Source organism: Parafilimonas sp. (genome assembly GCF_047606085.1).
GTDB lineage: Bacteria > Bacteroidota > Bacteroidia > Chitinophagales > Chitinophagaceae > Parafilimonas.
The window spans coordinates 1-13,737 of record NZ_JASGEX010000187.1 but is presented as its reverse complement, the minus strand read 5'-3'; the positions used below and the strand labels follow the sequence as shown (position 1 = coordinate 13,737).

The window sequence follows — 13,737 nt, the reverse complement described above, 5'->3', positions numbered from 1 at the left end:
CTTATCCCGAACTCACGTTTATTAAGTATCATTGCTTTGTGAAAAAACTGTTTACCAACTTAACTTTCTGGGTGCTTGTTGCCATAACAGCCGGCGCGTTGGTAGGAAATTTCTATCCTGCTACGGCAGTAAAAATGAAAGTGCTGGGCGATTATTTCATCATGGTGATCAAGTACTTCATTTACCCAATCATCTTTTTAACCATATCGCTCGGCATCAGCAATATGGGCGACCTGAAAAAAACAGGCCGTGTAGGCGGCAAAGCCCTATTGTATTTTGAAATTGTAACCACGTTTGCCTTGCTTATTGGCATCATCGTTTCACACCTTATACAACCGGGCCAGGGAGTTGACATCTCCTCTATAAAAGGCGGCGATATTTCTTCCTATATAAAAGAATCGAAGGCATTTAGCTGGCTGCAATTTTTAAAAGATAATCCAACGCTTCAAATATTAATCGTTGCCATTATTTTCGGAATATGGCTAAGCAGGTACAGTAAAAAGGAAATTATTATCACACCGCTTACCAGTATTTCAGGATATGTTTTTAAAGCCCTGCATTTTGTAATGCTGCTGGCGCCGCTTGGAGCTTTTGGCGGCATGGCTTATACTATTGGCAAGTTTGGCCTGCATACATTATTGCCATTGGTAAGGCTGATGATATGCGTTTATATTACCTGCCTCTGTTTCATTTTTATCATACTTGGCTTAATGCTGCGGTATTATAACATCAGCATTCTTAAATTTTTAAAATATATACGCAATGAACTTCTGATTGTATTAGGCACATCTTCATCAGAAGCAGCATTGCCTTCTTTAATTGAAAAGCTGGAACGCATGGGTTGCACCAAATCGGTTACCGGGCTTGTTGTTCCGGCTGGTTATTCTTTCAACCTTGACGGCACAACCATCTATCTTTCTATGGCTGTAATGTTTCTGGCGCAGGTGTATAACATTGATCTCACGCTTCACCAGGTATTGGTAATTATCGGCGTTTTGCTCATAACGTCAAAAGGTGCTGCGGGCGTTACAGGCAGCGGCTTTATCGTGCTCGCATCCACTCTTACAGCCGTTAAAGTTATTCCCATTGACGGCCTTGCTTTTTTACTGGGTGTTGACAGGTTTATGAGTGAAGCAAGGGCGCTTACCAATTTTATAGGCAATGGCGTGGCCACCATCTGGATTTCCAATAATGAAAAAGAATTCGACCGGGATAAAATGAACGAGGCGTTGTATGCGCACGGAAATGCGGAACAGCTTTAAGAACTATTTAAAATACTGTCGCGCGGAGAACACAGCGACAACAGAGGTGTATTATTCTCTGTTAACTCCTTTGCTCTGTGCGAGAAATCCAAAAGCTTAGCCTAATCCTGTGATAATCTGAACCCGTTTTCAGGAGATGCTGTAAAAAAAATTTTCAAACTTGGCATTAAACCTGAATTGCAAAAAAATAAAACACATTTATAAACAATGCCTCAACTTCGGCAGGCTAAGAGCTTAAAATCTTTACCGGAGTATCGCATTGTTTAATTTAATCGAATAATTTAAACCCATGCAGTTGCCTGCCTTCGCCCATTAATAATGAAATTCTTAAAGACTATTACTACTTCATGAAAAATACATTTATAATACAGACGGCTGCACAAAGCCAGACAAATGCATTGCTTTCATTCTTAAAAGGGATGGGCATAAAAATATCAGTAGCTTATAGTGAGGATGTTGATACGCATTCATTAAGCATGGTATCTGAACCTTCATTGGCTGAAGCATGGAACAGCAAAGAAGATGAACGTTGGGACGAGATATAATCAGAAAAAAATAAGTAATGTACCAGCAAGGCGATATTATACTTGTTCCTTTTCCATTTTCTGATTTAAGCGGTTTTGAGTTATGTTGTGTGTCCAATGAATAATGTTGTCTTCACTTTGCCTTCAAGCCGATTCTTTTCAAAACATACATAACATTCGAAGTATATTTAGAGCTTTCTGCAGCAACGCAACTCATGTTATTCAATGCGGCGACTTCTTTTACCAGTTGCCCGGAAAAAAAACTGAGGCTGTTGCCCAACGTTTTATTAAAGCCAATAAATTTTGTTGAAAAAAACTCTGAAAGCCTTGTATAAAAATGGCGGCTCTTTATATCTGTATTCGCATCGCGTATAAGCAACATGCCGTCATCATTTAAACTGTTGCAGCAATTCTCTATCAGCTTTTTTTGTGCAGGTGCATCAAGATAATGCAGCACATCGCTCATAATAATAGCGTCATATTTTTCAAACGAGCATGTTGATGCATCAGCAGCAATAAAATTAATATTTTCATCTTTGCTGAAACAATTATTCGCCACTGCTATTTTTTCATCATCATAATCCACGCCGGTTATAACCCGGTGCTCCGAAGCAAAGTATAAAGCATAATCCATAAAACCGTAACCGCAGCCAATATCCAATATCTTTCCTTCTTTTGGAACAAGCGAATTTATCAGTTCGTAATATTTTTCAAGCCTGAGTTTTATGCGCATGTACCATTCAAGCACAGGGCCTTTGTAAATATAATTATAGATAAGCTGCTGTTTAAAATGCGCCGGTGTATGGTTCTGAATTTTCAGTTCGTTATACGTGTTTTTAAAATAGCGGCTGATGCTTTTTGTTCTTTCGGTGTAAGTTGTGCCGAATGAAAAGTCACCAGGTTTTATTCTTGGCAGGAAGGTGAGCGTAACAAGGCCGTCTTTCAAAAAGAAATCATTCTTGGTTAATGTATAACCGGTGCCATCAATAACGATGGGGAGAATATCAATGTTCAGTTGTTCTGCCAGGTAAAATGCGCCTTTATGAAACCTGCCCATCTTCCAGTCAACAGACCTTGTTCCCTCGGGGAAGATAACGATGGAGTAACCATTATTTATCCTGTCTCTTAATAATTCAATACTGTTTTCAATGCCTTTTGCAACAGGATAAAAATCCGCCATTCTTATCGCTATACCAAACACAGGAGAACGCCAGACCCATTTATTGGTGAGCAATATAAGTTTGGGATTAAGCATCGCCGTCCATAAAATATCGAGAAAAGACTGGTGGTTGCAGATGATAACAGCAGGCTTTGAAAAATCTTCTTTATAAGGATTAACGATTACCTTTTTAATGTTCACCATTATATATGCAACACTCCACACAAATTTTGAAAATATAACGTGGTATATATGTTTTCCATTCTCTTTATTGAAAGGGTTAAGCTTAATCAATACAATACCAAACGGAATGATAACAATACTGCCCAATGCGAAGTAGGCAAAGGCGAAAATGGATGATGAAAAGCTCCACAACGTCCAGGGCAAATATTTTTTTCCTGTTCTGTTAGTGATAAGAATGTTGAACAGAAAAGGTATCAGCACCTGCGATATTAATACCACGCACACAATGCCGGTAACAGAAATAAAAGCAATTGATCTTAACGCAGGGTGTTTTGCAAAAATTAAAATGCCGAGGCCGGCAACCGTTGTAATGGCGGATAGAAAGATGGATGATTTGAATGATGATAAATTCTTTTTTCCTGTTTTGTATTGCTGCAATAAGCCATCCATGATGAAGATGCTGTAATCATCGCCCAAGCCGAAAATAAGTGCAGATACAATGATGTTGATGATATTAAATTCTGTTTTGGTGATGGCCATTATACCGAGAATCCATATCCATGAAATAAGCATAGGTATGAATGAGATCAATGCCAGTTCAATACGGCCATAAGTTACCAGCAGCACAATAAATACCAATAACGACGACATAAGCGCAATGCGGTTGAAATCTGCATTGATGATGGTTGCCATTGTATCGGCGAGGTATTGTTTATCAAGTACAGTAATATTGGAGCTCTTTTCAAATGTTTTATAAACAGCAGCTTTATCTTCCGGCTGCACTTTTAAAACGGTTACCACATTAGCTGCATCAGGCTTTTCGGTGATGTAATCATCCAGGAATGTTTTTCTTATTCCAGTTAATTCAGCAGGCTGGATGATATTGTATTGTTTATTTAAAAGCGGTTTGAAATTATCAAATGCGGCGGCAGAAAAACCAATCGCATGGCCTTCTTTCTCCAGCGTTTCAAACAGATGTTGTTTCCTCCCCGGCGTCCAGTAAGCATTCCATATAGCAATCCGCTTTTGTTGTAAAGAATCTGAAATAAGCAAGGATGAAACGCCTGAAGATTTTTGAATGATATTTTTTTGCTGAAGCGAATCAATTGCATCATTTAGCTTTTCATTATGCTGCAATGCTTCATTCAAATTTTTTCCATCGGCCACAACATATACGGATGTTAAAGAAAAGCGGCTGATGGCATCAAGCTTTGCCTGCGCCTGTTTTAAATCATCAGGCATATAATTTACCTGCGTCATGTCTGATTCAAACTGCACGTCGCCTGCTTTAAAGGCGAATACAATGGTAAGTATGCTGATGATGATTAAAAATACTTTATTGCGTTCAGGATGGTACGCTGCTATTTTATCAATAAATGAAAGTTTATGTGCTGTTGTTTTTTCAACATTTTTTGTTTGAACAAAATGCGGCAGGTAAATAAGCGAGCACAATGCAGCGCCAATCAAACTAAAAGCAGCAAACAAACCCAGGTCTTTTAATATTTCAGACTGTACAAATTCAAGGCAGAAAAAACCGCCGATAGTTGTGAAACTGCCGAGCGTTAACGGAAAGGCAAGGTCTTTAATTACCTCCTCTACATTATGCGTATGGCGGTAATGATTAAAAACATGCAATGAATAATTTACGGCAATGCCAAGAATAACAGAACCCGTGCCTAATGCAATAACAGAGACCGCCCCCTTCAAAAAATAAATAACAGCAAGCGAAAACAAGGCGCCATAAACAACAGGAATTAAAACAAGCAACGGCGCAGATTTTTTCCTGAAATAAAAACCAATGAAAAAAATAAGAAATAACATCGTGGTGCCCTGTGTATATAAAGTGTCTTTTCTTAATTGTTGGGCATTACCGGCTGCAACGGCTGCTGCACCAAAATAAGAAACATCAATATGGCTGTTTGTGGTAAGCTTTTGAATAATAGTATCTAAACCGGTTAAAAATTTTTCATTCTCTCCGGTGTTGGCCGAAGGATATTTTGGCGTGATAAAAATCAAGAGATGCTTTTCATCTTTTGTAACAATATAATTATAGTAGAGCTGGTAATTTTCGTCGTATTGTAAATGCTGCACCTTTTTTAAACCAATAAAGGAAATGCCAACAGGGTCGTTGCTGATCATATTCTTTAAAGCAAGCCCGGCCGGCGAAACCAGGGTTTTTAAATCCTGCTGCAAGGTTTGCTGTATGGTTTGGGGTTGTATAAGGCTGTCAATAATTGTGTAATCTTTTTCATCCAGATAAACCGGCAAATTATTGCTGATGGTGCTAAACAGCAGGAGCGCTATATCATCATCTGCCTTATAATTTATTTTGCTGATATACGGCTGCAATGTTTCATTAATGTGCGCAACCAGTGTGTCTGTAAAATCAATCAAACTATCCGGCTGTGCGCTGGCTGTATCTTTTAATGAAACCGTTAAAATAAGCTTATCAGCAAACTTTGAATTTTGAAAAACCTCATTCAGCTTTTCTATTTTTTTATCATGCGGTAAAACTTTGGAAATATCTTCTTCAAAATGTATGCGCGATGCAAAAAATGCTATAACAGCAAAGCTTGCGAGAAACGATATAAACAGCGCCGGGCGGTGATCTTTAAAATAATAATATATGCCCGTGAACAATTTTTCCATTCCTTACAACTTATAATGCCGCCGCACGGTTGCGTTTAAAAATTTTCACCGCAATAAAAGTTGCGAAACCAAAAATTACGGCAGCAGTTACAGCAAGTGTAAGGCTGCCAAGAATATATTGTTGCAGGTTTTGCGATATGGTTGCAAGGCTTATGTTTTTGCTAAGCGCTATCTGCACTGCATTTTCATTCATCCATATATTGCCTGCTTTGTAACTTAGAAAAATTACCAAAGGTATCATCGGCGGTATGCTGATGTGTGCAGACATTATTACAATCACTTTATTCAGCCTGAACAACATAGCCAGAAAAATAGCAGTTACCAGTTGAAACCCCCATATCGGTATTATGCCCATAAACACACCAAATGCAACTGAGAGCGCTTTAATGCTGTCGGGCTCACCGGGATTTAAAAAATGATCATTATAAATATCAGCCCAGAAATTTTTTTTAAATATGTTCCTGAAAAAATCACGGGGCTTTATATATAAAAAAGCGATGAACACAAGCAGTGTATTCAGTATGCTTATCCTTGTAAAATCTTTAAACGGCCTGAAGTGTGAGACCCTTGTTTCTTTAGGCGCATAATAGACCGACACGGGCACAGATTCAATCTTTATTCCCTTCCATGCGCTGCGCACCAGCACTTCAATTTCAAATTCATATTTGCGGGTTATGAATTTCATTTTGTTTAAAGGCAACAATGGATATAAACGGTAACCGGATTGTGTATCGGGCGCTGCAACGCCTGTTTCAACTTTAAACCAGAAGTTGGAAAATTTATGGCCAAAGCTGCTTTTGCCGGGCACAGAACTTTGGCTCATATTTCTTGCGCCAATAATAATGGCATCATCATTCAGGGCTTCAAGTTTATCCATAAAAGCGGGAATATCTTTTGCGGAGTGCTGCCCGTCTGAATCTATGGTGATGGCATATTTATAACCAAGCCGTGTTGCTTCTTTCAGGCCTTTTCTCAAAGCCCAGCCTTTGCCCATATTTTTTTTATAGCTGATGACATGAACGAATGAAAACGCAGCAAGCATGCCCTTTGTTTCATCGGTTGAGCCATCGTTTACAACAATGATATTATTGGTAAATGCTGAAACATCTGCAATAACGTTACCCAGCGTTTTTGCATTGTTATAGGTTGGAATGATTACACAAACACGATGCATATCAAATTTTTCACTATAAGCCTGCTCCACATTCATAATTGTGTGTTGAGAATTGCAAGGATACAAATTTAATCTTTACGGCTGTATGGGCAGAGGATGATAGGGTGCATTTCAATTTTTCGCTTCATACGCGGCACTCCGGTCGGTGTCTCACCGACTGGTAGCGGGTTCTACAGGTGGGTGTCCAATCTGCAAATTCCATCGGCACGGCGAAGCCTGTCTGATGGATGTTTGGAAGATTACATTCTGGTTCTTTTGTTCCCCGGTCAGACCGCTATCGCGGGCCGACCGGTAATTTCTCAGAAAGCATTTAAACAGTATTTTTTCACCATTAACCCATTTGCATCCATTACGTCTTCAAGATATTGCATGCCGCATTTTTCCATAATCTTCCACGATGCCGTGTTTTCTGGCAATGCTTTTGCAAAAATGGCAGGCAGCTTTAAAACAGCCAAGCCATAATCAAGCATTGCCCTGGCGGCTTCATAACCATAACCTTTTCCCCAATACGCTTCCTTTAACTGGTAACCCATATCAGCTTCATCCAGTTCAGGCATATATTTTAATCCGCCTGTGCCAATAAAATTATTATCCTGCTTTAAGTGAATAGCCCACCTGCCATAACCATAAGTTTTATAATGCGGAAGGATTCTTTGATGCAGCTCCTGCAGTATATTTTCAATTGTCGGCGCCGGCCGGTGCATGTATTTTGTAACGTTCGGGTTGCTGTCGAGGTCAAGTAACAATGCAACATCTTCTTCAGTTAATTTTCTGAAATACAAACGTGGTGATTGAAAGATGATGTTCATTTATGCGTACATCAATTTGCCTTTTGGCCGGGGAATTTCTCTTCCCGTTTCTTTTGCTATTTCAATCCATTCTCCAATAATTACCTCAATATTAGATAAAGTTTCGCTATATGTTTTTCCATCAGCCATGCAGCCCGGAAGTTCAGGCGCTTCAGCGATATAGCAACTATCCTCATTGCTCCAGTAGATGATTATTTCATATTTCAATTGATTCATAAAAGTTCTTCACAAAAACTTCTTCATATAGTACTTCACCATTTTCTATTTTATCTTCAAGGTGAAGTTTTATAGCGTCTTTGATCATTTCCAAAGCTTCTTCTTTTCACGAACCTTCAGCATAACAACCCTGTAAGGCAGGGCAGATAGCAAGAAAATTTCCTTCCTCATCTTTTTCAATTACGACTGTGTAGTTAAAAACTTTCATAATCCTAAATTACAGTAAATCTTTTACAACTTCAATCACTTTACGTAGGTTACTGGCATCCTGCCCGCCGGCTGAGGCCAGTGTTTTCTGCCCGCCGCCGCCGCCTTTAATTAAGGGGGCAATGTTTTGTTTGATGATTTTGCCGGCATCTAAATTTTTATCAGCAGCAATTTTATCATCAATCATGATGGCGACTGATGCTTTTCCACTGATGTTGGAAACAAGCGCAACTACATAACCGGCAAGCTGCGGTTTAAGCCCGAAACATAATTGCTTTAATGCATCGGCATTGTTTACTTCAACCTGTTCACCTATGAAACTTATGCCGTTAATTGTTTGAACCTTTTGAAGCAATGCTTCTTTAACAGATTGCAATTGCTTTGATTCAAAACTTTCTATTTGTTTTTTGAGCTCAGTATTTTCTGTACTTAAAGTTTCAATTGCCTTTAAAACATCTTTTGGATTCTTTAATGCTTCACGAACAGATGCCAGTTGCTGAAACTGTTGCTGTATAAGGTTTTCAGCAGCTTTTCCGGCAACGGCTTCAATGCGGCGAACGCCTGCCGCAACAGAAGTTTCCAGTTTTATTTTAAAGAAGCCAAGCCCGCCGGTGGCGCCCACATGCGTGCCGCCGCAAAGCTCAACAGAATAGCTTGGATCAATGATTACCACGCGAACAATGTCGCCATACTTTTCGCCAAACAAGGCCATAGCGCCCAGTTTCAGGGCTTCTTCTTTTGGCATTTGTTTGATGATAACCGGTATATTCTCCCGTATTTTTTCATTCACGATGGCTTCCACTTTTGCAATTTCTTCATCAGTCATTTTAGCGAAATGAGAGAAATCAAAACGCAGGTGTTCCGCATTTACCAAACTCCCTTTTTGTTGCACATGATTGCCTAACACATTGCGTAATGCTGCATGCAATAAATGTGTGGCGCTGTGGTGCGCTGCTGTTGATTTACGTTTCTCAACATCAACTTTGGCAAGAATTTCAGCGTTAACATCATTTGGTAATGCTTCCGTGAAATGTATAATTAAATTATTCTCTTTTTTTGTGTCGAGTATTTTAACTCCCTCTCCGAAGGAGAGGGTTGGGGAGAGGCTTCCCGTGTCCCCAACCTGTCCGCCGCTTTCGGCGTAAAAAGGTGTGGCTTCCAGAACAATCTGGTATTGCTCTTTGCCTTTGGCTTTTACTTTCCGGTATTTAGCAATTTTTGTTTTGGCTTCGAGGGAATCGTAGCCTACAAATTCACTTTGCGCCACTTCATCATTTACAATAACCCAGTCTTCTGTATCAATAGCTGTGGCAGCGCGGGAACGTTGCTTTTGCTGTTGCATTTCTGCTTCAAAACCTGCTTCATCAACCGATAAACTATTTTCAGAAGCAATGAGTTTGGTTAAATCCAACGGGAAACCATAAGTGTCATATAGTTCAAAAGCTTCTTTACCGGAGATCGTTTTGCCGCTGCTTACAGAAGATGCTGCAACTATTGTTTCAATATTCTTCAATCCCTTTTCAAGCGTTCTCAAAAACGCATCTTCTTCTTCCTTTATAACCTTCGTTACAAAATCTTTTTGCTGACTGAGCTCAGGAAAAACATTTTCAAACTGCTTTGAGATAATATCAACCAACTGAAACAACAATGGTTGTTTATAATCAAGGTATGAATAATAATAACGAACAGCCCTGCGCAAAATTCTTCTTATAACATAACCGGCGCCGTTGTTGGAAGGCAACTGCCCATCGGCAATGGTGAAGCTGATAGCACGGATATGATCTGCTATTACCCTTAAAGCAATCGAACGTTTAGAACTGTTGTTGCCTAACTCCCCTCCTTTGGAGGGGTTGGGGGAGGCCGTGATTTTTTCTATTGCATTGATTGTTCCGGTGAAAACATCTGTATCATAATTGCTTTGTTTGTTTTGCAGCACACGCACCAAACGTTCAAAGCCCATGCCCGTGTCCACATGCTTTTGCGGTAAAGGTTCAAGGCTGCCATCTTTTAAACGATTGAACTGAATAAACACATTATTCCATATTTCAATCACCTGCGGGTTATCTGCATTCACCAAAGTTTTGCCATCAACCGCTTTTCTCTCTTCATCGCTTCGGCCATCGTAATGAATTTCGGTGCTGGGGCCGCAGGGGCCGGTATCGCCCATTTCCCAAAAATTATCTTTCTTATTGCCCATTAAAATCCTGTCTTCAGTAATATGTTTTTTCCATTCGTTAAACGCTTCATCGTCTTTAGGCAGGCCTTCTTTTTTGTCGCCTTCAAAAACGGTAACGTATAAACGGTCTTTATCAATTTTATATACTTCTGTAAGCAGTTCCCAGCTCCAGGCAATGGCTTCGGGCTTAAAATAATCGCCAAAGCTCCAGTTGCCCAGCATTTCAAACATGGTGTGGTGATAGGTATCCACGCCCACTTCTTCCAGGTCGTTGTGCTTGCCGCTTACACGCAAACATTTCTGCGTATCGGCCACGCGTTTATAAGGCGCCTGTTTATTGCCGAGAAAATAATCTTTAAACTGGTTCATGCCCGCATTGGTGAACATGAGCGTGGGATCATTTTTAATAACGATTGGCGCTGACGGAACTATTACATGCCCTTTACTTTTAAAGAAATCGAGGAAAGCCTGGCGTATGTAGGATGAAGTCATAAAATTATATGGATGTAATTGCCGTTATTTTTACAATTTGTTTGGGCTGATACAATCTACCTTTGCCCATCAGAAATTTTTTAGGGGAACAAAGGTAATGTTTGCCGGTTGAAGTGTTTCTGCTGATTGCCTGCAAATAAAATAACTTAGCAGCGATAATAATCGCCCTGCGGCTTTATTGAATGAAAAAAATTAAATATTACTTCGATACGCATACCCTGCGCTATGAAAAGCTGATTACACCGCTCAGGGTGAAACTGTTGCGGGTATTTGCTTTTATTGCCACAGCAATTGTAACGGCGGGATTGATTGTGATCATTGCTTTTCAGTATATTGATTCGCCGAAAACCATCATGCTTAAACAACAGAACGAAGCCCTGCGCAATAATTACGCAATGATACAGCAGCGGGTGAGCACGCTGCAACAGCAGATGAATGAATTGCTGAACCGGGACAATAACGTTTACCGTTCCATATTTGAATCATCGCCTGTACCGGATAGCGCGAGAATGAAGGCCATGGAGAAAGTAAAGGAAGTGCAACTGGTTTCGGGCTTAGGCGAAAACGAACTTTTAAGCAGCATAGGCTCGCAGTTGAACCGGCTTACGTTGCTGGTGAATTACCAGAATAAAAGCTTTAATGATATTGAAACGATGGTAAAGAACAAGCAAAAACTGCTGGCGGCCATTCCTGCCATTCAGCCGGTAAGCGACAGGAATTTAACGCATATTGCCTCTGGTTTTGGCATCCGCATTGACCCCGTATATAAAGTACCGAAGTTTCATGCCGGGCTTGATTTTGCAGCGCCTTCCGGCACGCCTATTTATGCCACCGCCGATGGTGTGGTAACCGATGCAGGCTATAATGCGGGCGGCTATGGCAACCGCGTTATTATTGATCATGGCTATGGATATGAAACTTTATACGGCCACATGTACCGCATTAAAGCGCATAAAGGCCAGCATGTAAAACGCGGCGAAGTGATTGGCTATGTGGGCAGCACCGGAAAAAGCACCGGCCCGCATTGCCATTATGAAGTGCACAGGGGTGGTACCCCGGTTGACCCCGTATATTATTTTTATAACGATCTTACGCCCGAACAATACGACCGCTTGCTGAAACTGGCGCAAACAGCTAACCAGAGTTTTGATTAACTTTAGAAACTAAAACCAGCCATATATGTTTGAACAATTACTATCGCTTGTAAAAGAAAATGCAGGCACTGACATTATAAACAATAATGCCATACCCAACGAAAGAAATGATGAAGCTGTGGAAGCAGCTACACAGTCTGTTTCAGAAACTTTTAAAAACGCCATACAGGGGGGCAATGTGCATGAAGTAATGCAGCTTTTTAATGATGGCGGCAGCAATGTTTCTTCCCTGCCGCTTGCACAAAACATGCAGGGCAATTTAATTGAAAAGCTGATGCAGAAATTCGGCTTGTCAAATGCACAGGCGGGCGGCATTGCGGCTTCGCTTATCCCTATGGTGTTAAGCAAGCTTACGCACAAAACAAACAACCCTAACGACAGCAGCTTTGATCTTTCTTCCATACTCAGCCATTTTGGGGGCGGTAATTTTGATGTGGGTTCTGTATTAAGCCAGTTTGGCCTGGGGAATAATGATAGCAAAGGCGCAAACGACAAAAGCGGCGGCCTCGGCGATGTATTAGGCGGCCTGTTTGGAAAATAATATTGTTGATAGAGGAAGGAAGCATATTGCCCGGCGCTGCGCGCCGGGCAATATGCTGTTTGGTACTGATTATTCTAAAAATTGGCAGAGGTTATTATAGTTTCTTACATTCGCGCAGAAATTAACGGTCTCGTAGTACAATGGATAGTATAAGAGTTTCCGAAGCTCCAGATCCAGGTTCGATTCCTGGCGGGATCACCACAAATTGCCTGAAAGTGTATTGGTAACCAATTGGCTAATTAAAAATTTCCTTTTAACGGTATCTCTAATAGTGACCTTAACCCTAAAAGTTGATTTATTTTGCAAAACCAATCAAAGATTTTTTTGAATCTAAAGAATTTAAAGCTGAACAAAGCAACCGCAGAAATTTTATAACCTATATACAAACGAGGATGGAAAAAGAGCGCTTAATGGAAAATCTGAAAAAACAGATTGTTGCACAATTTAATTTAAAGAAAATCAGCCCGGAAGATATTGGAAATGATGAGCCGCTTTTTGTGGAAGGGCTTGGCCTCGATTCCATAGACGCTTTGGAACTGATCGTATTGTTACAGCAGGAATATAAGGTGAAATTAGCTAACCCCGAAGATGGCCCGAAAGTGTTCGCGTCCGTAAGCACCATGGCGGATTATATTCTTAAACACCAGCCTGAAAATGCAAGCGGGCAATAAAGTATATGTGGGCGGCGCCGGTATTATTTCGGCTATCGGCAACAATATTGCCGAATGCATAGCATCGCTTGAAAAGAGTAATACAGGCATTGGCGAAATGCAACACCTTGCTTCGCTTCATAAAAAAATATTGCCTGTTGCAGAGGTTAAAGCAAATAATAAAATGCTGGCCGGCATGGCGCAGCTCTCTGTAAATACCACGCGCACAGCCTTGCTTGGCACCATCGCTGCCAGGGAAGCCTTAAAAAATGCAGGCATGGAAGACTTTAATGGCCTGCGCGCTGGTTTAGTATCTGCCAATTCCGTTGGCGGCATGGATAAAACCGAAGATTTTTTTACGCTTTTCCTGAAAGATAACGCGGCAGGCAGGCTGCGCCATGTAGTAAACCATGAATGTGGCAGCGTTACAAAAATTATGGCGGCTGCATTGGGCATTAAAGGCTTTATTACAACCATCAGCACGGCCTGCTCATCATCGGCTAATGCTGTTTTTTTTGGTGCAAGGCTTATAAAAAACAAT

Annotated in this window: 12 protein-coding genes and 1 tRNA gene; 7 read left to right on the top strand and 6 right to left on the bottom strand. The window is 40.6% G+C overall.

Going from position 1 to position 13,737, the window contains the following annotated elements; genetic code table 11:
- Positions 1-38 precede the first annotated feature (38 nt).
- On the top strand, positions 39-1,262 hold the full coding sequence (gene dctA, locus QM629_RS16385; protein WP_415160970.1) for a C4-dicarboxylate transporter DctA: 1,224 nt from the start codon (positions 39-41) through the stop codon (positions 1,260-1,262).
- Positions 1,263-1,609: 347 nt separating this feature from the next.
- Positions 1,610-1,807 (top strand): hypothetical protein, encoded by a 198-nt coding sequence (locus tag QM629_RS16380; RefSeq protein WP_415160969.1) that lies wholly within the window; start codon positions 1,610-1,612, stop codon positions 1,805-1,807.
- 112 nt (positions 1,808-1,919) lie between these two features.
- On the opposite strand, the gene QM629_RS16375 is transcribed toward QM629_RS16380, so the two are convergent.
- The 6 genes from QM629_RS16375 to alaS all read right to left on the bottom strand — a co-directional run bounded on the left by QM629_RS16375 (position 1,920) and on the right by alaS (position 10,851).
- On the bottom strand, positions 1,920-5,777 hold the full coding sequence (locus QM629_RS16375; RefSeq protein WP_415160968.1) for a 1-acyl-sn-glycerol-3-phosphate acyltransferase: 3,858 nt from the start codon (positions 5,775-5,777) through the stop codon (positions 1,920-1,922).
- Between the two features lie 10 nt (positions 5,778-5,787).
- On the bottom strand, positions 5,788-6,951 hold the full coding sequence (locus tag QM629_RS16370) for a DUF2062 domain-containing protein (RefSeq protein WP_415160967.1): 1,164 nt from the start codon (positions 6,949-6,951) through the stop codon (positions 5,788-5,790).
- Positions 6,952-7,250: 299 nt separating this feature from the next.
- Positions 7,251-7,760, bottom strand: coding sequence for a GNAT family N-acetyltransferase (locus QM629_RS16365; protein ID WP_415160966.1), 510 nt, complete (start codon positions 7,758-7,760; stop codon positions 7,251-7,253).
- Positions 7,761-7,976, bottom strand: a complete 216-nt coding sequence (locus tag QM629_RS16360; protein ID WP_415160965.1) for a type II toxin-antitoxin system HicB family antitoxin — start codon at positions 7,974-7,976, stop codon at positions 7,761-7,763.
- 106 nt (positions 7,977-8,082) lie between these two features.
- Positions 8,083-8,184: a type II toxin-antitoxin system HicB family antitoxin gene (locus QM629_RS16355; RefSeq protein ID WP_415160964.1), complete on the bottom strand. Its 102-nt coding sequence runs from the start codon at positions 8,182-8,184 to the stop codon at positions 8,083-8,085.
- A 9-nt stretch (positions 8,185-8,193) separates the two neighbouring features.
- Positions 8,194-10,851: an alanine--tRNA ligase gene (gene alaS, locus QM629_RS16350; protein WP_415160963.1), complete on the bottom strand. Its 2,658-nt coding sequence runs from the start codon at positions 10,849-10,851 to the stop codon at positions 8,194-8,196.
- Between the two features lie 182 nt (positions 10,852-11,033).
- On the opposite strand from alaS, the gene QM629_RS16345 reads away from it, so the two are divergent.
- From QM629_RS16345 to QM629_RS16325, 5 genes are all read left to right on the top strand, one after another.
- On the top strand, positions 11,034-12,005 hold the full coding sequence (locus tag QM629_RS16345; RefSeq protein ID WP_415160962.1) for a M23 family metallopeptidase: 972 nt from the start codon (positions 11,034-11,036) through the stop codon (positions 12,003-12,005).
- Positions 12,006-12,030: 25 nt separating this feature from the next.
- Positions 12,031-12,546 carry a DUF937 domain-containing protein gene (locus tag QM629_RS16340; protein WP_415160961.1) on the top strand — a complete coding sequence of 172 codons (516 nt, stop codon included), beginning with the start codon at positions 12,031-12,033 and terminating at the stop codon, positions 12,544-12,546.
- A 126-nt stretch (positions 12,547-12,672) separates the two neighbouring features.
- Positions 12,673-12,747 (top strand) — tRNA-Arg (locus QM629_RS16335).
- A 209-nt stretch (positions 12,748-12,956) separates the two neighbouring features.
- A complete protein-coding gene (locus QM629_RS16330; RefSeq protein WP_415160960.1) occupies positions 12,957-13,217 on the top strand; it encodes a phosphopantetheine-binding protein in 261 nt (86 codons plus the stop codon).
- Positions 13,201-13,737, top strand: a 537-nt coding sequence (locus QM629_RS16325) for a beta-ketoacyl synthase N-terminal-like domain-containing protein (RefSeq protein WP_415160959.1), incomplete at its 3' end; no start/stop codon positions are given. The genes QM629_RS16330 and QM629_RS16325, both read left to right, overlap by 17 nt.